Source organism: Lacibacter sp. H407 (assembly GCF_037892605.1).
Classification (GTDB): Bacteria; Bacteroidota; Bacteroidia; order Chitinophagales; family Chitinophagaceae; genus Lacibacter.
Genome location: NZ_JBBKTU010000001.1, coordinates 3,759,072 through 3,782,002 on the forward strand (window position 1 = coordinate 3,759,072; position 22,931 = coordinate 3,782,002).

The window sequence follows — 22,931 nt, forward strand, 5'->3', positions numbered from 1 at the left end:
TTGCCATTTATGAGAAAAAGTATATCATTTCTGCTGCTGCTGATATGTATTACCGTTACTGGTTTTGCGCAACAATCTGTTACCGGTACTGTTACCGATGAAAGCAGAAATCCGATGGAGGGAGTAAGTGTTATTGTTAAGAATACCGCAATTGCAACAATGACAGGAAAAGATGGAAAGTATAAACTTGACGTTCCTGCAACCGCTAAAATAATTGTCTTTTCTTTTATAGGAATGGCAGCACAGGAGATTGCAATCAAAGACAAATCGGTAATTAATGTTCAACTTGCCTCATCTTCTTCAGAGCTTGAAGATGTGGTTGTAATTGGATACGGAACTGTACGGAAAAAAGATCTTACCGGTTCTGTGTCGGTTATCAAGGCAGGCGAACTTGAGCAATCGCAATCAGTTGAGTGGTTGCAGGCCTTACAAGGGCGTACACCCGGGGTAAATATCATATCAGAATCCGGAGAGCCCGGCAGCGGTATTAATATTCAGATAAGAGGTGCAAATTCAATTATTGGTAATTCTTCTCCATTGTTTGTAATTGATGGTGTGCAAATGGATTTAAATAATGATGAGGTGGCTAAAACAAATTCATCACAGGCAACAATGAATCCATTGTCAATGATCAATCCTTCAGATATTGAGTCGATTGAAGTATTAAAAGACGCTTCAGCCACGGCCATTTATGGTTCAAGGGGAGCAAATGGAGTTGTAATCATAACTACAAAAGGAGGAAAGTCGGGAAAATCAGTTGTTGAATACAATGGGTCTGTTGGGTTTTCGCAGATACTGAACAAAGTAAATGTTCTGACTTCGCAGGATTATCTGACTTATGCTGGCTTAAGAGGAGGTAATAATGAATTTCTCATGGTTGATTCAGATGGTAATGGAACACCCGATACACCGAGAGATTTTTCAAAGATACCATCTTTCAACTGGCAGGATGAAGCATTGAGAACTGCTCTTACAAATAACCACAATCTTACAGTTAGTGGTGGTAATGACAAAACAAATTTTTCAGCCGGTATGAGTTATCTCAATCAAGAGGGATTGATAAAATATAACAATTACGATCGCTATAATTTTCGCCTGCGCTTAGATCATAAAAGTTCTAATAAACTGAAATTCGGGTTCAATATGAACTCAGCTTTATCCAATGCAAATGGTGCTGCCAACAATGGAGGCCCCAACAGTTATAATGGACTTACACAAACATTGATCAGTGCAAGGCCATTTATTCTAAGTTCTGACAATACAGATATTTCATTGATTGATCCGACGTCAGATAATTTTATTACACCACTTGATCTGATAAAGAATTCTTTTAAGAACACCCGCATGATGCGGTTGACAGGAAGTGCCAAGGTGGACTACACAATTCTTAACGGCTTAACGTATGTTGGCCTGTTAGCTGGAAATTATTCCAGTTCAAAATTGCAGGAGTTTTACAGTAATGAAACCAGTTGGGGGACTTTTTACAATGGCCTGGCCGGAATTGCAGAGGTAGAAACGTTTTCTTATAATCATTCTTCACAATTAAATTATGTTAAGACAATAAAGGGGCATCGATTTAATGCGTTGGGTGGATTTGAGATTTATAGTAATAATTGGGAAAGCTTCCGAAACAGAATTGCAAATTTTGCTGATCAATCTACCGGTGTTAATGATTTGAGTAAAGGATCCAGTTTACTGGAGTATAGTTCAAACAGATGGAGGAACAACCGTCTTTCTTATCTCAGCAGGTTGAATTATAGTTTTAAAGACAGATATCTTTTTACTGCAAGTTTTAGAGCAGATGGTTCAGATAAATTTGGCCCTGGTAACCGTTGGGGTTATTTTCCTTCACTGGCATTCGCATGGAGAGTTTCGAAAGAACGTTTCATGGAACGTTTACCATTTGTAAGCGACATGAAATTACGTACGAGTTATGGAAAAACAGGAAATGAAGGTATTCCGGCCTATACCTACTTCGGCAGTTTACAGAATACGTATTATGCGAGTAACAATAGCATACTCTTCGGAATGTCGCCGGGATCTTTAGCAAATCCGAATTTAAAATGGGAAACAACCTCACAATATAATGCAGGTATAGATCTTGGCCTTTTTGGCAATCGATTAAATCTAACGGTTGATTATTATCTGAAACAAACAAGAGATATGTTGCTGGATGCACCTGTTTCTGCTCAAAGCGGATTCTTCAGGCAGTGGCTTAATATCGGTGCCATTGATAATTCGGGAGTTGAGTTAATGATATCATCAATCAATGTAGATAAAAAGAATTTCAAATGGGAGTCCAGTTTCAATATCAGTTTCAATAATAATATCGTTCAGGAACTTGGTGGTGCTGATTTTATACCTGTTACAATAGGAGGTAGCTGGATCCAAAATGCCGCCCGTGTAATCTTAGGGCAACCAATCGGAACAATGTATGGATATTCTTTTGCCGGAATTTATCAACTGGCAGATTTTGATTGGCAAAATGGAAGTGATCCAAACATCCCATCCGGAAGCAGGATCTATACACTTAAAGCAGGTAATCCAACTTTCGTTAGTGGCACTGCTGTGCCAGGTGCACTGAAGTATGCAGATATTAGTGGCCCCGACGGTAAACCAGACGGACAAATTGATGATAAATATGACAGAACTGTAATTGGAAATTCCAATCCAAAACATTTTGGTGGTTTAAACAACACGTTCAAATACAAAAATTTTGATTTAAATCTATTTTTCCAATGGAGCTACGGAAATGATATTTTCAATGAATCAAAATTAAGAGAACATGGATACCAGCCTGCATTTAATGTAACAAAAGAATATTATAGTAATTATTGGTCCGAAACTAATCCATCCAACGTATATCCCGGACTTGGTATGATCAACATTTTACCTTCTTCTTACTTTGTTGAAGATGGTTCATTTCTCAGGTTAAAAACACTTGGTTTTGGTTATAATGTTTCTAATAAAATACTGAGGAAATCAGGGATGTCATCAGTAAGATTCAGTGTTACTGCAACCAATCTGCTTACATGGACAAAATATACAGGGCTTGATCCGGAAGTGAATTCCAGCAATCCGTTATTCAGAGGGTTAGACCGATTTGCTTACCCCCGTCCCCGAACCATTGCACTTGGTGTAAACGTTAGATTCTAAAACAACAAAAACGATTAAACATGAAAAAGATATTTTTTGTTTGTCTGCTTGCCACTCTTATTGCCGGTACCGGTTGTAAGAAATTTTTGGATGCCACTCCATATTCTTTTACATCTCCTGAAAATTTTTATAAAACACCGGCTGATGCTGAGATGGCATTAAACGGAGTTTATAATGCACTCAATGCCAGAAATGTACAGGAACAAGGAAACGTTTCCAGTTTTGGTCGTGATCTTACTTGTATTGTAAACGGTGCAACGGATGAGGTTGTAATACGAAGTAATTACAATGATGTTGGCTTGGCTCCTTTTGGAAATGCTGGTTTTTCCAGTGACAATACAGCTCTTAATAATGCATGGTTCTTTTTATATGCAGGAATAAACCGTGCTAATTTTCTTATAGAAAAATTAGAGGGCATCAACAATTTTACGGGAAACAGAAAAATTCAAATTGAAGCAGAAGCAAAATTGCTGAGAGGATTTTATCATATGTACCTGGCAATGATGCATGGAGGTATACCTGTTTACACAACATCTGTTCAAGATCCTCAAAAAGCCCGTCAACCCATACAAGAAGTGTATGCACAGGTTTTAGAAGACTATGAATTTGCATTTAATAATTTGCCGAACAGAGCAACAATCACTGGCAGAGCCAATAAATGGACAGCAGCCGGATTGCTTGCCAAAGTGTACACTTATTTAGCGAGTGCGAAAAATTCAGGTACTTCTGATTTTGGATTAGCGCTTAATAGTTTTGCGTGGGTAGATGCAAATGATTCTTATCAAAAAGCATTAACCTATACTACTCAGGTTGTGCAAAACAGTGGGTATACATTAATACCACGTTACGATTATTTATTCAGAGAAACTACAAAGAGCGATCAGTATTCAGAGAGCTTATTAAGTATTGAGGCTGCTAACACTGCCGGCATGGAGTCTATTTCTATTGTAACGCACGGTTGGTGCCCGCAGGGAAATGTAAATACCGTTGGCGGGAGCTATGGATTTTTCAGACCTACAGGAGAAATCTACAGAAAATATAATGCTGCGGCAGACGGAAGATTTAATCACAACCTTACCAGTAATTTTCCAGCTAGCCCTCAGGTTGAAGTAATTGGTGGGGTTCGGTATTATATACCGAATGCATTGCCCGCAGGTAATCCAAATGTAGGAGGATTTAGTATGGGTAAATACCGTGCAATGGATCCGGCTCTAAAGAATACAGCATTATGGGCAAGTAGTATTAATATACCACTCTTACGATATGCTGATATTTTATTGTTACATGCAGAAGCACTGTTTTTTACCGGTAATGAAACAGGAGCCAGAACTATATTCACACAAATAAGACAGAGAGCATTAAAAACAGGCTCTAATATCAACACTCTCAATACAGCTTATTTCAAAGCCGATTTTGTTCAGGAGCTACTTGATGAAAGATCTCGTGAACTCTGTTTTGAACATTGGAGAAGATTTGATTTAGCCCGTTTCAATAAGTATGATGATGCGATAGCCGGTATGGTTTCAAATTTCGGTTTCTATAATACGATTGTAACAACAATCAAACAAAACTGGAAACCTGAACGAATCTGGTTCCCCATTCCACTGGCGCAAAGAGATCTGAATCCGAACCTTGTCCAAAACCCGGGATTCTGATTTGCCTTGTTTATTTGAAATGAAAGAATGAATCAGTATTTCCTTATGTAAATGATCATTCGGGAAACAATTAATGTAAACTAAAAATATGCAAGGCAAAATAATATTATCCTGTGTGTTTGTATTCATGGTTATGCTGGCATTCCGCCAACCAGAAAATGCAAACCCCATCCGCCCCAACATATTGTTTGTTATAGCCGACGATGCATCATGGGCAAGTTTTGGAGCCTATGGTTGCGAATGGATCAAGACACCTGCTTTCGACAGGGTGGCCAAGGAGGGCATATTGTTTTCGAATGCATATACACCTAATGCAAAATGTGCTCCATCAAGAGCATGCGTATTAACCGGAAGAAACAGTTGGCAGTTAGAAGAAGCAGGGAATCATTCTGCATATTTTCCTGCTAAGTTTAAAACGTATGCAGAGGCACTTGGTGAGCAAGGTTATTTTACAGGAAGTGTGGCAAAAGGTTGGTTGCCCGGTAATGCAGGAAAAATTAATGGTAAGCCACGTGAATTAACAGGCAAAAAATATAATGAAATAAGAACAACTGCGCCAACAACTGGTATTTCTGATGTTGATTATGCAGCAAATTTCGAAGTGTTTCTGAATGAGAAACCAAAAGATCAACCTTTTTGTTTCTGGTTTGGAAGTCATGAACCACACCGCAGTTATGAATTTGGTTCCGGAAGAAATAAAGGTGGTTTACAACCGGGGAATATAAAATCGGTTCCTTCCTTTTGGCCCGATGTTGATACTGTAAGAACAGATATGCTTGACTATGGTTATGAAGTCGAGCATTTCGATCAGCATTTACAAAAGATGCTGAACCTCCTGGAAGAAAAAGGAGAGCTGGATAACACTATCATAGTAGTTACATCGGATAATGGCATGCCGTTCCCACGTATCAAAGGAAATCAATATGAATATGCAAGTCATATGCCATTAGCGATTATGTGGCCTAAAGGCATTAAACGTCCGGGTCGTGTAGTAAATGATTATGTAAGTTTTATTGATCTTGCACCTACTTTTTTAGAATTGGCAGGCATCAGCGCTGCAAAAGCAGGCATGCAGCCAATTACAGGAAAAAGTTTGACAGATATATTATTCTCTGATAAATCAGGAACAGTAAATCCAAATCGTAATTATACACTTATTGGTCAGGAACGTCATGATGTAGGCCGACCTAATGATGAAGGTTATCCTATCAGAGGAATTGTAAAAGATGGGTACATGTACCTCCGTAACTACAAGACCGATCGTTGGCCGATGGGCAATCCTGAAACGGGTTATTTAAATACCGATGGAAGTCCAACCAAAACTTTTATTTTAAATACAAGGCGCCAACACGGTAATTGGTACTTCTGGCAATTAAATTTCGGTAAACGATATGCAGAAGAGTTGTATGATATTCAAAACGATCCTTATTGCATGAGTAATCTTGCTGCCGATAAAAAACATGCTCCTTTAAAAGAAAAACTAAACAGCTTTATGGTTCAGAAGCTGCTGGAACAGAAAGATCCCCGCATGTTGGGCAATGGAGATGTATTTGATAAATATGAGTATGCAGGCGATGTAAAGAATTTTTATAACAGGTTTATGAGTGGTGAAAAGGTGAATGCCGGATGGGTGAACAAAACAGACTTTGATGCTGACTTACAAGACAAAAAGACCGAACCTAATCAGCAAAAATAGAATGAGGGTTTTAAACATGATACATAAAACAATAACGATATTTTTTGTCTTGCTGACTTTTTCATTGCACAGTAAAAGTCAAACAACGATAAAACCAAATATCATCATCATTTTTGTAGATGATATGGGTTGGGCTGATTGGGGTGTACGTAATCCGGGTTTCAATACCCCCAATTTGAATCAGCTTAAAAAAGATGGTATGGAATTTACAAGAGCCTATGTAGCCACGCCAACCTGTAGTCCAAGCAGGGCTTCTTTGTTAACGGGAAGGGAGCCGGTACGATTTACAATGCCCCGGCATGTTTCTGACAGAGGTGCAAAGAATGCTGCTAATGAATACAACTATTGGCCAACAGATCCTGTGAATATGCCATCACGCAATTGGTTGCCTTTGAATGAAATTACTTATGCTGAGAAATTAAAAGAATACGATTATTACAATCAGTTTATTGGTAAATGGCATTTGGGCGAAGAAGCTTATTATCCTGCTAAGCAAGGATTTGATGCTGAAATTGGTGTTACAGGGTTTGGACAACCAGGTAGTTATTATCCACCTTATTGGAAAAACGATAATCCTTTTCCTGATGCTACAAACGAATACTTAACAGATGTATTAACTGATAGTGCTGTTCATTTCATCAAAACCTATAACAAGAATAAGCCGTTTGAACTTTCGTTTTACCACTACGGTGTACATGGTCCCATCATTGGGAAAAAAGAATTCATTGCTCAATACAAAGCAAAGGGCTGGGAAGATAAGTATGCTGAGTACGGAGCAATGGTTACAGCAGTTGATGAGTCGTTGGGCAGATTACGTAAAGCATTAAAAGAAAAAGGTATCGCCGATAACACAATTATTCTTTTTACTTCGGATCAGGGAGGCTATTTTTCCAATTACCCTCTTCGGGGAAAAAAATTAGGTGGACATACATTGGGTGAAGGCGGAGCAAGAGTTCCTTTTGTATTGTACTGGCCCGGTAAAACCAAAGCGGGTTCAGAATGTAATGTGCCCATTCAAACATTAGATGTTTACCCAACCTTGGTAGAAATTGTTTCAGGAAAACCCTGCACCGATACACAAATTCAGGGAAAGAGCTTACTGCCATTGGTGAAAGGTGAAAAGTTTCCTGAAAGGAAATTGTATTTCTTTCGTTCTTACGAAGACCAGTATGCAGCCATAATTGATGGTGACTGGAAATTGATAAAGTATCACAAAGGAGAAACAGAATTGTATAATATCAAAAAAGACAGTGGTGAAGTGAGTAATCTCATTTATAATCATCCCAGCATCGCTAAACGATTAATGGATGATTTAAATGCGTGGGAAAAACAAGCTGTACCGGCGTATTGAAAATTTCATATTATTAGATATGTATAATAAACAAATTTCATCACTGCTCTTTTTCTTCTTCGTAGCGTGTTTTCTGACTGCTGAATCACAAACAACTGCAAAGAAGCCCAATATTATTCTCATTTATACCGATGATCTCGGTTATGGCGATGTAAGTTGTTATGGTGCAACAGCAGTGCAAACACCCAATGTTGATAGGCTTGCGTCAGGCGGTGTACGTTTTACTGATGCACACTGTACGGCAGCCACCTGTACACCCTCACGTTACAGTTTACTAACGGGTGAATATGCATTCAGAAACAAAGCTGCTATTCTTCCGGGTGATGCCCCTTTGCTTTTTAAACCTGGCACATCAACCGTTGCTACAATGCTTCAACAAAATGGTTATGCAACAGGAGTTGTTGGGAAATGGCATTTGGGTTTGGGTAATGGTACCATCAATTGGAACGGAACAATAGCACCGGGACCTGAGGCAATTGGTTTTGCTTATTCGTTTTTAATTCCTGCAACAACAGATCGTGTACCCACAGTATATGTGGAGAATGGTAAAGTGCCCAACCTTGATGTAAACGATCCCATTCGGGTAAGTTACAGCAATATGATCGGTGATGAACCCACTGGTTTATCGCATCCGCAACTGTTGAAACAAAAGGCCGATACACAACACAGCAATACCATTGTGAATGGCATCAGTCGCATTGGTTATATGACCGGCGGAAAATCGGCAAGATGGGTAGATGAAGAAATTCCGATGGTATTAAATGAAAAAGCAAAGCAATTCATCATTCAACATACGAAGGAGCCTTTCTTTTTGTTTTATCCATTCCCCAATATTCATGTACCAAGAGTGCCCAATCAAAAATTTGTTGGCAGTACAAAGATGGGGCCACGTGGTGATGTGATTGTGGAAATGGATTGGATGGTTGGTGAAGTAATGAAACTGCTCGATTCGTTACGGCTTACAGAAAACACGTTGGTGATTTTTACCAGTGATAATGGTCCGGTATTAGATGATGGGTATACAGATTTTGCAGAGCAGTTGGTCGGTAGTCATCAACCATCGGGTATCTATCGGGGAGGGAAATACAGTGCATATGAAGCAGGCACAAGAGTTCCTACGATTATGTATTGGAAAGGAAAAATACAACCTGGCGTAAGTAAAGCACTGGTATCGCAGGTTGATTTTTATAAAACAATGGCTAAGTTGGTTAATGCAAAAGTGCAAAGCAATGAAGCTGCTGATAGTGAAGATCAATTGAACACATGGCTGGGAAAAAACCAAAAAGGAAGAACATGGTTGTTTGAAGAATCTTACACATTCTCACTTCGTAAAAATAGCTGGAAGTTTATTACACCGGTTGAAGGAACAGTGCCTGCATGGTTTGCTAATAAAAAAGTTGAATCGGGTTTATCAAATGTTGTTCAGTTATACAATCTGGAACAGGATCCATCCGAACAAAAAAATGTTGCAGAACAATATCCTGCTCTTGTAAAAGAATTTCAACAGCAACTGAGAATTATCCGGCAACCACCTAATAAGAAATAGCAGATAGCATGATAGCGCAGGAATGATTGCAGATTTCATTGTATGATTCTGATTGTACAAAAGCAGAAAAATAAGAAAGAGTTTGAAATGAATAAACTGGTTACAAATAAAATAATTGGGATACTATGCTTACTGCTAATTGTAAGTATACACTCTTTGGCGCAAATTGATCCCGGAAAAGACTTCGATCTGCAGGGATTTATTGATCAGGAATTGGTAAAGGGTAAAAAAGAAATTCATATTCCAGCAGGCAGATACAGAGTAAAACCTAACGGAAACAAGCATCTGCTGCTTAAAAATTTGAAAGATGTAACCATACTGGCGAATGGTGTAGAGTTAATATGTACTGAAACTGTGCAGGCCATCAATATCATTAATTGTAAGAATCTTACAATTAAAGGATTATCGGTTGATTATGATCCTTTGCCGTTTACACAGGGAAGAATTGTTGCTATGTCGAATGATAAAACAAAACTTACCGTTGATATTATTGATGGCTATTCTACGAAGTTGCGCAACGAGAAGCTTGAAATTTACGATCCTGAAACAGGTGAATTAGTTACACGTACATATTATGCTGTTACTTATAAAGTGGATGAAGCAAACAGACGGGTCGTTTTTTCCAAAAAGCCACAGGCAAATGAAACGTATTCGTTTGAAGAGATTGGCGATATTATTGTTTTTGATTCTTACAACACACGCCAGGCTCCTCATGCTATTGTAATGGAAGATTGTGAAAAATTAACGCTCGAAAATGTTCAGGTTTTTGCCGGCCCTACATTTGCTTTCTTTGAAAAAAGATGTAATGCTTCCAGATATATTGGTTGCAAAGTAGATCGAAGGCCACTGGAAAACGAGATCGTTAAAAGAGGTGTGATGAGAATGAGGAGTAATAATGCAGATGGATTTCATTCCAAGTCGGCTCAAGTTGGTCCGTCTTACAGAAATTGTATCACAAGATATAACGGCGATGATGGTTTTGCTATTAGTGGCAATTACCATGTAATTACCGAAGCCAATGGCAACCTGCTAACCGTTGTTGGAAAGGCTGGGTTTACACCTGATATTTTTGTTGGCGATGTGGTGGAGTTGGTGTCGTATGATGGCACACGGCTTCCGGATGCCACTGTTCTTTCAATTAAAGCAGACAGGCCTTTAAATGTAACAGAAAAAAACTTTTTAGGTACGCAGAAGTTGCTTCGTGAATCAGCCAATACCAAAGATGCAGCCAATGTTTATATCATTGAAATCGATCAACGTGTAGAACTTCCAATGGGCAGTGTTATTGCTTCGGCCAATCGATTGGGGAATGGGTTTGAAGTAATCAATTGTATTGCGGGTCCTAACCGTAGCAGAGGCATTATTGTAAAAGGAAGTAATGGAACAATAGCAAATAACCGATGCATCAGTAATTGGGGAATGGGTATTAAATGTTCTCCCGAACACCAATGGCTGGAGGCCGGTAGCGGTAAAAATCTAACGATCATCAATAACATTATTGAAAACTGTGGTGATGCCGCTATTGCTGTTTATGCCATTGGTGGCAATGGGAAAACAGCATCTACCGGGGCTCATTCCAATATTACGATATCTGATAATAAAGTTTCCGGCTCACTTAGTCCTGCTTTTGTGGTTACTTCAACTGATGGCTTGATTTTTATGAATAACAAAGTTGAATCACCTACTATTAAAGCTTTAGATCCATCCCGTATACAGTTTGGACGAAAGGAAGATCCCCGCAGACATGTTTATCTGGAGAACGTGGAAAAAGTAAAGGAGAATTTCGGACTCACCAATTCCAATAAATAGTTAGCGTGTATACATTCAAAAGAAACCATTCAAAAAATAATCAACGTTTTATCACACTATAAACCAAACTGGAGTATGAAACTTTTATTCATTGTTACCGGATTGTTTTTTGCAGGAGTTGTTAATGCTCAAACAGAACTTCAAAAAAAGAAAGCTGAATTCTATGCTGCCGAGGCTATCACTTATTTTAAGCTGAATGAGTCAAAGAAAAAGGATATTGCCGAGTCTAAGCTTAATCTGATGATTGCTCAAAAAGAAATGGAACGAAAAAAGAAGGCGGGTGAATTGTCAGAAGCCGATACAGATGCCTATCGAAAAAAGAATGTATATCCAAATACACAAAAAATTCTGGACATCGTTGGCGTAAATTTTAAGGTACTAAATGAGTTCAATGAAATTGTTCATCCAAAAATGAACCAGATAAAAGAATAGGCAAATTCAACGTTTCGACTCTGTCAGGATTAAAGAAATTGTTTCTCTCGCAGCTTCGTTAAAACCAGTATCAAGTTAGTGCTGAATACTAAGAACTCCAAAACGGAGAACGGGATTTTATTGTCATAATAATAATTGTTTTCAAATCATGATTCGATCATTCACTATCAAGTTGAAGCTCATTGTTGCTTTGCTTCTGCTCATATCAGCAAACCTGTTTGCTGGTGAACCGATTATGATAAAGTCAACAGCTGCTGATATGACTCCAATAATCCGTAGTATCATTGATAAAAGCAGCGGCAGTGCTATCCATTTGATTTTTGAGAAAGGCGTATACAAGTTTTTACCTGATTATGCTACCGGAAAATATCTTGAAATAACCAATCACGGAAATGGTTACAAAAAGATCATCTTCAATTTCGACAAGTTTCGTTCGGTAATTATTGAAGGCAACAATGCAGAATTTATTTTTCATGGACAGGCCATGCCTTTTTTATTTGATGGATGCGAAAATGCAGTTGTAAAAAATCTTATTATCGACTGGGATATACCATTTAATTTTTTGGGTGAAGTTGTAGCAGTGAATGAAAAGGAAGGATGGCGTGATATAAAACCCATGAAAGAAGGATTTTCATGGAGAGTAAGAAATGGAAGACTTGAATTCCCGAATGTTGATGGCTTTCATTACACTGTGCCAGGAAGCACATTGGCTTTTGATGCCAACGGGAAAAGGCCGGTTCACGGGGCATGGGATATCGAAAGTGATCCAACACTTGTTGAGCAATTGCCGGATGGTATTTTGCGCTTTCATGAGAAGTTGAAAAGGTATCCTCCTGTAGGTTCATTATTGGACTCAAAAGGGGACAGGGAACATGATCGTTATGCACCTGCATTTGATTTTCGAAATTCATCCAATATTGAACTGAATGGTATTGTGATCCATCATGCATTGGGAATGGGCTTTTTATTTGAACGATCGCAACAGATAAAAATAATCAATAGTGGAATCTATCTCCGGCAAGGCTCAAACCGGGTTGTATCAACAACGGCCGATGCTACTCATTTCTGTAACTGTAAAGGATCTATTCTTATTGAAAACTGCAGATTTGAAAATATGCTGGATGATGGAACCAATGTTCATGGAACTTATGTTGAGGTAGATGAGGTGATTAATAAAAATACACTGCGATATAAATTAAAACATTTCGAACAAATGGGGTTTTTATTTGCAGATGCCTCTGACGAAGTTTGGTTCATTATGCAGCCTTCACCACAAAGAGGAGTTGCTGCGGTTGTTGAAAAAGTGAAAAAGATAAATGAAGAATATGCTGAAATCGTTTTTAAATCAGCATTGCCTGACGGATTAAGGAAGGGCGATATCCTTGAAAACAAAACATGGAATCCTGAATTCACTATGCGGGGTTGCACTATCAAAAATCACAGGGCACGGAATATTGTTCTTAAAACTCCATTAAGAACAGTAATTGAGAACAACTTCTTTTCATCAATGATGTCGTCGGTTTTCTTGCGAGGTGAATCTTTTTTCTGGTATGAATCAGGAGCTGTAAACGATGTGCTTATTCGTAATAATAAATTTGAATACTGTGCCTACAGTGGAGCAGAACATGCTGTACTCAACATAACCCCACGATTGGGAAAAACGTTTGACCAAGAAGCCATCTTCGATCGCAACATTCGGTTTGAGGATAATATCATTCGCACTTTTGACAACAGAATCGTTATGGCTGATCGTGTGGATGGGTTGATCATTAAAGGCAATACGATTGTTAAAACAAACGAGGCCCAACAGCTTTATCCCAATGCTCCGCTTTTTGAATTTAAGAACTGCAGCAACATAGTATTAGAGAAAAACAGCTACATAGGAAATAAGATTACTTCGATTAAAGCCGATGAGAAAAGCTCCAAAACGCTTATTAACAAACAAAACAAAGGATTCTGATACTTGCCTGTTTCTATTGTATAAGCATATATAATAGAAACGGGGATTAAAAGGAGTTTATTTCAGCGTACCCATAAAAGCAATTTTGCGAAGTTGTAAATGCAACAGCGCCTGAATTCTTTTTTTCATTTTATAACGGAAGGTTTACCAAATTATTCATCAATAAAAATCAAGCAAATGAAACATGTTATCGTTTCGATTTTATTACTTTTAGTAACCTGGTCAAAGGTAAAGGCCCATTTTGATGCGGATAATCCATCTGCTTATGGAACCATTATGGTAAGCACATACGGAGCTATTCCTGACGATGGGATTGACGATACTCAAGCTATACGAAACGCAATAAATGCTGCAATAGCAACAAATTCACCTCAAGTTGTACTATTTGAAGCAGGTAGATATGATTTAATATCCGCCGGTACTGCTAATTTTTATATCAGAATTCTTAATGGTAATAATATCACACTTAGAGGTGTTGCTATTAATAATGAGCCTGCCACTAAGTTGGTCAGATTTAATAATGGAGTTGAGAATGCGGTGTTACCCTTTTTATTTCAGATAAGGTTCTCAAAAAACATTACAGTTGAGAATTTAGTTTTCGACAATGATCCATACTATTATACAGCCGGTGTTGTAACAGAAAAAACCGGGACAACTGTAATGGTGGATATTTTACCGGGCCATCCCATGAATATTCTGAAACCTTATATCATGGGTGTTTACGATATGGCAAACAATAAAAATAAAACATTGAGAACTACCTGGGATACAAACTTACCTACTTGGGCGCCTGTTACCGGTGGTTCCGGAAGATTACTGAGTTTAGATTATGGTGCTCTTGCAAGTGAAGTGAATGTTGGTGATGGCGTGTTTTGGTTTCAAGGCAATCATGGGGGCACTCAATGTGTTACGGGTAAATCAGAAAATATAACATTCAACAACATTGTTACCAATAACTCTACCGGGTTTGTCTATCATTTTGTAGATAATAAAGATATCACTTTGAATAGAGTTAAAATTGAACCTGTTGGAAACCGAATTGCAGTATCGCCACGGGATGGGATACATTTTGCACATTGTACAGGATTAATTTCACTTGATAGTGTTGTGGTTAAAAATACGCCCGGTGATGATGGATTAAATGTACATGGCGAATATTTAAGTGTTGGTTCAATTTCATCAAGAACAGTCATGTTTGCTGAATCTGTTGTTTCCGACATGAAAGTAAACAGCCGTATCCAGTTCCTTAATGCAAATTTTCAACCTGTGTGGACGGGAACAGTTGAGAGTGCTACTCCGCAAACTGTAAACAGCAGCTCACAAGTTACTGTTGTATTAAAAGAAACACCACCAAGCTGGATTGTGCCAGGTACATTCGCCAGTCCATTAGATTGGTTACCCAAATCATTTATTGTAAAAAACTCAATTTTTGAAAACACAGGCAGATTTGGTATTACTGCAAAAACCACCAATGTTGTAATTGACTCGAGCACTTTCAGGTTCAATGCAAATGCAGGTATAGCGTTGGGGTCGTCTTACAATTCGTTTTTTAAAGAAGCGCAGCCGGCATGGAATATTGTTGTTAAAAACAGCCTTTTCGAAAACAATGTTCGGAGAATGGGCACTTTGGGCCCCGGTGGTATTTTGATCGATCAATTATTTATAGACAACGCAAACGTAAATGGTAATATGTATCTCTTTAAAAACCGATTTATAGATGAGACCCATGCTTATAATATACGGGACGCAATGAATATACACTTATGGAGTAACATTTACAATAATGTAACGACTCCAATTCTGAGAAACCTTCCGACAACATCGAACTTTACCCAAAATGTCGTTTATGATGATTATGTTACAAATGATTTATCGAAGGGTGCAATTCATTACAGTGAAACATGGCCTGTTTCAAATAACACGTCAGATAGTTTAGGCACTGTAACTTGGAACAATAAAGCCGGGTCTTATGCAGAATTTAATTTTGTTGGAAACTACATTGCATACTATGCAAGAAAAGGACAGTTCATGGGTAAAGTTGATGTTTACCTGGACGGAAGCCTGGTATTGGATGATTTTGATTTGTATTCCAGCCCGCCCCAAACGAAGTTCCTTGTGTACTCTAACAGTAATTTAGTGAACACTACGCATACTCTACGGATTGTTAATACCGGATTGCAAAACGCAAGTGCACTTGGTAGTTATGTGAATATTGACTTCTTAGTTCACAGGTTGGGAGACAAAATTGAACAGCCCACCAGTGATGTAACGTTTACAACAAGTGGTTTACCTGCTGGTGCAACTACTGTAAATGTTACGCATCAATATTATACTAATTCTACTACGCTTAGTGCACAATTAAATCTGCCAACAGATTTTACTGCACCCGTAGCTAACACTAAAGAAATCTTTTTCTCTTATCCTGCCACAATAATTGATACAGCAGGAAATGTTTATTCTTTATCGGGAGTAAGTGCAAGCGGTGGAACTGTTACAGCATCTGCCCAACAGGGATACACTTATCAATTTGCAGCAACACAGCCAAGTACTATTACAGGTGCATATGAATTAACCTGCGCTGTGCCTTCTGTTATTACACAACCTGTTGACCGTGTAAAAATCTATGGTGATACCGCACGGTTTTCGTTTGCTGCAACAGGTACGGCTATTACCTATCAATGGCAAATTAACACCGGTAGCGGTTTTGCAAACATCACTGCAACTGAAAACAATGCCGGAAATATTTATACAGGATTTAATGCTGCACAATTGGACATCGCTTCTCTTACAGTAGCGATGAGCGGTTATCAATACCAATGTTTGATCACAAATAGTTGTGGAAACCTGATCACGAATGTGGTAAGTCTTACAGTGAATCCAGCAACAGCAACCATTGCTGCTAACAACAAAACGAAAACCTACGGTGAGGATAATCCAACATTAAATGCAACAGTCATTGGCACAATTAATGGAGATGTGTTGAATTACACATTCTCAACCACTGCTGAAAAATTTTCTACTGCCGGCATTTATGACATTACTGTATCCTTAGGTTCTAATCCTAACTACGATGTTACAGTTGCTAATGGCAGTTTGCAGATAGATAAACGACCTCTTACTGTAACTGCTGTAAGTGGTGCCTCCAAAGTGTATGATGGCAATGCAGGGGCGAGTGTAACTGTTGACCCTGCAAATACAACAGCCAATGTGAAGCTATCTGATAACAGAGTGAATAACGATGCCATCACCGTGAGCTATACAAGTTCCACATTTGATTCAAAAGTTGTAAGCACCACTCATGTTATTAATGTTGCAGGTCTGGAAATAACAGGAGCTGCTGCAGATAATTATGTACTTTCAGAAACATCAGCAAGCACCAGTAATAATGCCGTTATTACTCCAAAAGATTTAACGGTGTCTGCAACAGGTGTTGACAAAGTGTTTGATGGAAATACAACAGCTGATGTTGTACTTTCTACTGATAAAGTTGCAGGTGATGAGGTAACAGCAACTTTCGCTTCGGCCAACTTTGACGACTTTAACGCCGGAACATGGCCGGTTTCTGTAACAGGCATCAGTTTAACAGGAAATGATGCGGGCAACTATACACTGTTGAATTCAACAGCATCTGCAAATGCAGCTATTCAAAAGGCCGGAACTACAACTACATTGATCACAAGTGCTGGAACAGTTCGCTATATGGATCCATTAACCATGACGGCAAAAATAAAACCTGCAAACACTGCACAGGCTTTAACAGGAACTGTTCAATTCTCCATTGGAGGAGTTCCTTATGGCTCACCTGTTTCAGTAGTACCTGTTCCAGGCGATGCAGAAGGTACAGTTCAGGCAACGATGATGCCACAGGTATCAAATCTGCCTGCTGCAAATCCTTATTCAGTTACAGCAGTATTTTCAAGCAGTAATAACAATTACAGCGGAAGCAATCAATCAAAATCATTAACGGTGTTGCAGCGAACTGCAATTCCTTATAATGATAATGTTGGTTTCTATACCGGTACTTTGTTTGCATGGACATCAAACGCAACTTCAAACAGTGCATCTGTTACATTATCAACAACGATTAGAGATAACAGTGCGCCGAGAGGTGATATGAGAGGTGCAAGAGTTACTTTCTATCTGGTAAATGGTACTACATTAACGCCTATTAACGGTGCACAAAATCTGCCCGTGGGTTTAATTGATGTTGAAGATGGTTCTATTGGGACAGCCAGCGCCATTGTACAGTTTAATACCGGCTCGAATAATGCACAAAACTTCCTGATTGCTGTAGGCATTTCAGGAGCATACACGAATAATCCGAACTTGTCTTCAGCCCAAACAATTGTTACAGTTTCTAAACCTGTTCCGGGCGGTTACATGGTAGGTGGCGGAAGAATAGAAAATAGAAGTTCTTCGGGTTACATTAAAGGCCAGTCGGGATTAAATACAGATTTCCAGGCAGATATTGCTTATACCAAATCAGGCACCAATCCAAAAGGAAAAGCAAATGTTTTAATACGCAGCTATTATAAACCTGATGGAACACTGGATACTGAATTACATACGTACATCATTGCAACAAGTGCCATTTCGTCTTTACATGTGGGCATGCCAACAGCTACTGCAACATTTAGTGCAAAAGCCAATCTATACGAGCAGATGCCTGACCTGGGTCTGGTACAAATTGAAGGTGGTTCTACGTTTGAGATGATTGTATATCAAAATGCATGCGATCAAAAAGTAGCCATCTCTCTTTACAGAAAAGCCGGCGGTATCTGGTATTCGAGCAATTGGAATGGCACTGCTACCATAAAACAAAACTTAAACGGTGGTGAAGTAGCTGTAACTGGTGGCGGAAGTTGCTCCCCTGCTGTAAACAGAACGAACAGTTTTGCCGCCGAACTTGCACAGTCAGCTTCAGTTAATTTAGTTGCTAAAGTATATCCTAATCCAAGTAATTCTTATTTCAGAATTAAAATTGAGAGCTCAGATGTAACAGAATTAATTCAAGTAAGAGTACTGCATATTACGGGTAAGGAAATAGAATTAAGAAGTAATATAAGTGCAGGGCAAATAATTGAACTGGGCCAAGGATATTCTCCCGGCATGTACATTGTAGAAGTATTGCAGGGTGAAAAGAAAAAATTAATGAAGCTGGTGAAGCAATAAAAAATGCCTCTTGTTCTAAGAAAAAAACTGAGTTCTCTTTACACAGGGAACTCAGTTTTTTTTAATAAGATCAGAAAACTGATTTCAAACATAGTTAATTACTTGATTATAAATAATTAGCAATTAATTAATGAGAACGCATTACGTTTTTATTTTAAGATATTCCGAGGCAGTTGTGCCGTTTACTTTTTTAAAGAGTTTATTAAAATGGGAATAACTGGTAATGCCCACAGCATCCATCGCTTCGTTGACCCGGTCGCACCCTTCGTCAAACATTTTTGTGGCATAATTAATTTTAATAGTATTGATGAATTCAGTTGCTGAACAACCCGTCAGTGCTTTTAATTTACGGTGTAACTGCATTCGACTGAATCCAACCTGCTTTGCAAAATCTTCCACTGAAAAATACTCATCACTGATATTTTCTTCAATTATTTTAATTGCATTTGACAGTAGTTTTTGATCGAAAGGGGTATAGTGTTTTTTGAGATCAAAATTCAGATTTAAATTTGAGATAGCGTTTCTAAAACTTTTCCGGGACTCAATAATATTATCTATTTTCTTCAATAGCGATTGTGTATTAAATGGTTTGGCTATATAATCAAACGCACCTGCATCCAATCCTTCTTTTTCCTGCTCCTGTGCTGTTTTAGCAGTGAGCACTAAGATCGGGATATGCGATGTTTCAGGATTTGCTTTAAGTATTTTACACATTTCAATCCCGTTCATTTCCGGCATCATCACATCGGTTATGATTATGTCTGGGGATTTTTCCGTAGCTTTTTTCAAGCCATCACTTCCATTCTGCGCTTCGATTACTAAATAATTGGATTTCAGGCAATTTTTTAAATAGGCTCTCAAATCATGATCATCTTCAACAATCAGAATTCTTTCATGTTCTTCACTAAATTCTTTTTTTGATGCTTCCGATTCCAACAGAAAATCCTCTGCCCCCGGTTTATCCTCATATACTTTCGAAAATTCAAAATCCTGATAATCATTTTTTGAAACAGAAATAGTAACAATAAATTCAGTGCCACCATATGAACTGTCGGCAACAGTCAGTTTTCCCTTATGTGCATTTATCAAGCTGTAACTTAAATGAAGTCCAATGCCGGATGAAGATCTTTGATTTCCATGGAAATAACGTTCGAAAATTTTTCCCTTCTGTTCATCGGGTATTCCTTTGCCGCTGTCACGGACGATTATATTGGCGATTTGTTTTTCATTATTCCAAATCGGCTTCACTTCAATTTCAACAATGCCGTTCGCCGGAGTATATTTAAATGCGTTTGACAGCAGGTTATAAACTACTTTTTCAATCAGATCTCTGTCGAAGAAACATTCAAATGTCTCTGGTGCAATAACATTAAAATTTATTTCTTCGTCTTTTGCCTGCCACTGAAATGCTTTTGTTATTTGAGTTGTAAACTCTGAAAGATCACTATTGGATATTTTAAGAATATTTTTATTTGCATTCAGTTTGCTGAAATCCAACAACTGGCTGACCAGAAACATCATTCTTTTTGTATTTCTTGAGATGATTGTAAAACAAAAGTTTCGATGTTCATCTGTTATGTTATTATTAGTTAAATCATTTAACGGGCCAACAATTAACGAAAGCGGGGTTTTAAATTCATGTGCAACATCAGTGAAAAACATCAGTTTGAGTTCATTTATTTCCTTCTCTTTATCGTACTGCATATTTTTCAGATCTATTTCATGTTTCAGTTTTTGTCGGTTGCTGCGTAGTACGATAAAGCCAAAAATTATACCTGCTCCAATTACAAAATAAGCTAAATAGGCCCACCATGAAAACCAGGGTGCCGGTAAAATAGTAATGAGAATTTTCTTTGGCGAATCGCTCCAAACTCCATCACTGTTAGCAGCATCAGCCCAGAACGTATATGTTCCGGGGTTAAGATTGGAATAATTTGCAAAACGATGAGCCCCGGTTTTATATATCCAGCCGGAATCGTATCCATCCAATTTATAGCGGAAATGGTTTTCATTGGTATTATCGTAGTTTGTTCCTGTAAATTCAAATAGAAAGTTATTCTGTTTATAATTCAACGAGAGCTCGTTGGTTAGGTTGATTGATTTTTCCAACACCTGTTTCCCAAAGTAACTTTTCGTTGGCGAAATACTAATGTTGTGGATTTTAAAATCAGAAATCGCTATAGCCGGTTTAAATGAATTAACAGCTATTTGCTGTGGATTAAAAAAGTCGATTCCGTGTATACTTCCAAAATAGAGTGTGCCATCTTTTCCTTTTCCAACAGCTTCGGTAAATGTGCTTGATTGCAATCCATCGTTATATGAATATCGTCGCACAATATTCTTGGCAATATTGAAACGAATAAGCCCTTTTGAATTGGTTAACCATAAATTTCCATCGTCATCGCCCACGATACCCATAATTTTTTTATCAACGATTTCTTCAATATTTAACTGAGATATTTGGTTTGAATTTTTTGGTTTTCGAAGTAGCCCTGCGTCAGTACCAATCCATAGGGTGCCATCTTTATCTTTATAAAAACACCAGATATTGTTATCTGCGATGTGGTAGTTCGTTTTCATGGATTGGCTGTACTGTTCAAGCGAAAGAAAATTTCCGTCTCTTGTAAGGTTTAATTTGTATAGTCCATTACTTAAAGTGCCAATCCATATACAGTTCTCGTCCTTATCGTAAAGCAGACTGAAAATTCGTTTCCCTCTCAGTATTTCAGCTTGCGGAAACAGGTTGTGTATCCAATCGGTTGTATTTCCTTTTGTTACAATGAGCCCGGAAAATGTGCCAAAATACCTTCCATTGGTATTATCCCCACATATGGATAATACTTGTGTTGGAAGAAGATTGTCCGGCTTGGGTACGATGTTAATGGGTGTAAAATTTATGCTGCTATTCGAATTGGTGTAGACGCCTTTATTTGTTCCCACATAAATGATCCCATCAATTTTATTTATACACAGAGGAAAAGTGTACTCTTCTTTAATTAATTCCTCTGTTTTTTTGGTTGAGAATGAATAGCGGAACAGGCCTCTGTTTTGAATTCCATAATAGAGATTCTCATCGTCAATGAATAAGGTACGGATATGCGGTCTCCGACTTACATTCGGCAACCCTTCAAACGAGATATGTTGAAAGCCTTTCTGTGAGAGATTCGTATAGCAAAGTCCCTGACGGTTACCAATCCACAAAATATTGTCTTTGTCGCAATAGAGACTTAAAATCGAGTTGCTAAGCAATCCCCGATTGTCCGATGCATTGTGTTTAATATTTTGAATTACGGAATGGTCCGTTGGATGAAGGCTGAACAGGCCAAAGTTGTCCGTTCCGATCCATATTGTGCCATCTTTTGCTTCGCACAAGGACAAAACAATTGTTTTAGGAAATGATTTGACCTCCTCAATTGTATATGATTGCTGATTTTTTTTCAGGATCGTAAGTTTACCATTCAGTATACTCCATATCTGGCCTTTTTGATCAGTAATAATTTTGGAACTGTAAACATTCTCGGTTCCAGGAATTTGCTCACAGGTATTATTTTTTAAGGTCCAAATTCCTTGATTTGTTGAGAAGAAAACATCGTCCCCATTTAGAATTGTAATATCAGTTATTCTTAATCCGGTAACGGGGAGTTGCAGAATATCTACAGATGCGCCATCGGCATTTGACGTTTTAAGGATACCACCTGTTGTGGCAATAAATATTTCACCTTTACTGTTTTCTGCAATATCTGTTATCTTATCAAAGTTTTTCGGCGTTTCTACCCGAACGAATTTCTCCGTAACAAGTGAATAATAATCCAAGCCTCCACCATCGGTGCCAATCCAGATTCTTTTTTTAGAATCTTCAAAAAGACATAAAATGCGGTTACTGGAAAGACTTTCGTTGTCATTCGTTTTACGGGCGAAGTTTAATACATTAAATCCATCATATCTATTTAGTCCATCATATGTTCCAATCCAGGTAAACCCATAGCTGTCTTTGAGGACACAACTTACATCGTGCTGTGTTAATCCATCGTTTACAGTTAATGTTTTAAAATATAATTCTTGGCCATTAGATATAATTCCAAAAAGGGTTATGCAAGCGGAAAAAAATATTTTTTTGAACATTTCGTAAAAAAATTATGGCGAATTCCTAATCT

10 protein-coding genes are annotated in these 22,931 nt (G+C 38.1%); 9 read left to right on the forward strand and 1 reads right to left on the reverse strand.

The window, feature by feature from the left end:
• Positions 1-9: 9 nt before the first annotated feature.
• The 9 genes from WG989_RS16225 to WG989_RS16265 all read left to right on the forward strand — a co-directional run bounded on the left by WG989_RS16225 (position 10) and on the right by WG989_RS16265 (position 18,777).
• Positions 10-3,156, forward strand: coding sequence for a SusC/RagA family TonB-linked outer membrane protein (locus WG989_RS16225; RefSeq protein ID WP_340431000.1), 3,147 nt, complete (start codon positions 10-12; stop codon positions 3,154-3,156).
• A gap of 20 nt (positions 3,157-3,176) precedes the next feature.
• Positions 3,177-4,811 (forward strand): RagB/SusD family nutrient uptake outer membrane protein, encoded by a 1,635-nt coding sequence (locus WG989_RS16230; RefSeq protein WP_340431002.1) that lies wholly within the window; start codon positions 3,177-3,179, stop codon positions 4,809-4,811.
• An 88-nt stretch (positions 4,812-4,899) separates the two neighbouring features.
• On the forward strand, positions 4,900-6,507 hold the full coding sequence (locus WG989_RS16235; protein WP_340431004.1) for a sulfatase family protein: 1,608 nt from the start codon (positions 4,900-4,902) through the stop codon (positions 6,505-6,507).
• Between the two features lie 16 nt (positions 6,508-6,523).
• Positions 6,524-7,858: a sulfatase gene (locus WG989_RS16240; RefSeq protein ID WP_340431005.1), complete on the forward strand. Its 1,335-nt coding sequence runs from the start codon at positions 6,524-6,526 to the stop codon at positions 7,856-7,858.
• Between the two features lie 19 nt (positions 7,859-7,877).
• Positions 7,878-9,404 (forward strand): sulfatase family protein, encoded by a 1,527-nt coding sequence (locus tag WG989_RS16245; protein WP_340431006.1) that lies wholly within the window; start codon positions 7,878-7,880, stop codon positions 9,402-9,404.
• A gap of 42 nt (positions 9,405-9,446) precedes the next feature.
• The gene (locus WG989_RS16250) at positions 9,447-11,213 is read left to right on the forward strand and encodes a right-handed parallel beta-helix repeat-containing protein (RefSeq protein ID WP_340431007.1); all 1,767 of its coding nucleotides are present in this window, start codon (positions 9,447-9,449) and stop codon (positions 11,211-11,213) included.
• 75 nt (positions 11,214-11,288) lie between these two features.
• On the forward strand, positions 11,289-11,645 hold the full coding sequence (locus tag WG989_RS16255; RefSeq protein ID WP_340431009.1) for a hypothetical protein: 357 nt from the start codon (positions 11,289-11,291) through the stop codon (positions 11,643-11,645).
• A 259-nt stretch (positions 11,646-11,904) separates the two neighbouring features.
• Complete coding sequence (locus WG989_RS16260; protein WP_340431010.1) at positions 11,905-13,605, forward strand: alpha-1,3-galactosidase-related protein; 1,701 nt, start codon at positions 11,905-11,907, stop codon at positions 13,603-13,605.
• Between the two features lie 177 nt (positions 13,606-13,782).
• Entirely contained in the window at positions 13,783-18,777 is a 4,995-nt protein-coding gene (locus WG989_RS16265) for a YDG domain-containing protein (protein WP_340431011.1), read from the forward strand.
• Positions 18,778-18,918: 141 nt separating this feature from the next.
• On the opposite strand, the gene WG989_RS16270 is transcribed toward WG989_RS16265, so the two are convergent.
• Positions 18,919-22,899 carry a hybrid sensor histidine kinase/response regulator transcription factor gene (locus WG989_RS16270; protein ID WP_340431013.1) on the reverse strand — a complete coding sequence of 1,327 codons (3,981 nt, stop codon included), beginning with the start codon at positions 22,897-22,899 and terminating at the stop codon, positions 18,919-18,921.
• Positions 22,900-22,931: the final 32 nt, after the last annotated feature.